Here is a 1,654-nt window from a genome sequence, read left to right on the forward strand (position 1 = left end):
AGAGGTTGATAGCCGAGATAGTGGTGGCGCTGGATGTATTCATTCCATAGGTGCGAGGTGCGGCGGTCATCGACGACTTCGAGTCGCAGGTCCCTGAGTTGCTCCACCGGCAGGTCGATCGGCAGACCCGGATCGGTGGCTCGAGTGATTCGACGGTAAGGCTGGCCGTTGCCATTGCCGTTGCGTGGCTCCGGCAGGGTGATGAGGCCATCGCGATGCATGCGCAGCATGGCCACGCGGCAGCTCATCTCCTTGAGTCCGCCGTCGGTTTTGGACCAGCTCAGCCGTTCGCAGACTACTCGCGACAGCTGCGCCCGATTCCTTTGGGGGACTTCGGCGATGAGCTGCCGGATCAGGTTCAAGTCGGCGTCGGTGAACTCGCGGCCACAATAACGCATCGTATGGCTCAGGAGGTGTCGTCGACTTCCGGTAGCTCGGCCATCGCCGTGCATTCAGGCAGCGGCAGATTCCAGGGCAGCCAGCGGGCAGCATCGGGGGGAGCTTGGCCGCCAGCTTGCGCGCAGGCGTGCAAATATGCACTCAACCACTTTCGGGGATTGATCGCCCACTGCTGAAGCGTCGCGAACAGCGAGAACAGATCCGCCGCCAAATGCCCCGCCCACACCGCACGCGACCCGAAGAACTGCTTGCGGCCGCAGACCAGAAGGCGCAGCGTTCTCTCCGCCGTATTGTTATCCATCGGAATCTCGGGATGATCGACGAACAGCGTCAAGCCGTTCCAGTGGTTGCCCAAGCTGACCAGCGGTTTGCGACGCACTGGATGCAACTCCGGATCGCTCAGCTCCTCCTTGCGCCGCTCGACAAGCTTTTCCACCGCCGCACGCAAGATCTCGTCGCGTTTGGCGAACTGCTGCGACGGTGCCTCTAGACGCAGGTTATTGAGATGGAACAACTCACCGATCGTGTCGAGCCATGAGAGCCCCCACTTCTCATGTCCTGACCAATCACGAGCGACGCTGAGAAAGTCGCGACGCACGTGTGCCCAGCAAAAGGCCAGGAGGATCTGGCCGGCTTTGACTTGGGCCATCGCCTTGTAGCCACTGTAGCGATCGACCACCAAGGTGCCACGCTCGATTCCCTCAAAATACGTCTCCGGGACCCGAGCCTCTCGTGTCGGGTCAAGGACGAAGACCACCGCCGAGCGCGACTGGAAAACCCAGAACTTCCACTGCCAGCCAACCTTACCCTCCACCGGCACGAAGACTGGCCAGCGGGTCTCGTCAGCATGCCACACCAGCTGATCGAGATTCATGCGAATGATCTCTTCGCGGATCGGCTTGAAGACCGGCGCCAACTGTTTCAATCCCCCCGTGACAGTCCCCAGTGACAGATCAATGTCGTGGCTCTTGAGATCGCTCAACAGGCGTTGGGTCGGTCGTATAAACGCATACTTGTCGAGCAGAATCTCAACCCACAGCGACACGCCGAGGCGTCCCTTGGGGATCAGCTTCGGGGGACCGGGAGCCGAGATGATCCCTGGCAGATGCTCACACTGGCAGGCGGGTCGGTAGCGGCGCCGACGGATCTTGCGCTTATAGCCTCGAACCTCGATCTCGATCAGTTCAGAGTCTTCGGTGCCCGGAAAATCCTCGAAGGGCAACCCACAGCGATCACAATGGCATTGGTCCTGTGC

General features: G+C 60.8%; 2 protein-coding genes. Both read right to left on the bottom strand.

Annotated features, from left to right (window positions below; all coding sequences use genetic code 11):
• On the bottom strand, window positions 1-398 hold a 398-nt coding region (locus tag GY769_08350), incomplete at its 3' end, for a DUF4338 domain-containing protein (GenBank protein MCP4201930.1).
• 8 nt (window positions 399-406) lie between these two features.
• Window positions 407-1,654 (bottom strand): IS66 family transposase (locus GY769_08355; protein MCP4201931.1); only part of this gene is annotated, 1,248 nt, incomplete at its 5' end.

The organism is bacterium, assembly GCA_024224155.1.
Taxonomy (GTDB): Bacteria; Acidobacteriota; Thermoanaerobaculia; order Multivoradales; family JAHEKO01; genus CALZIK01.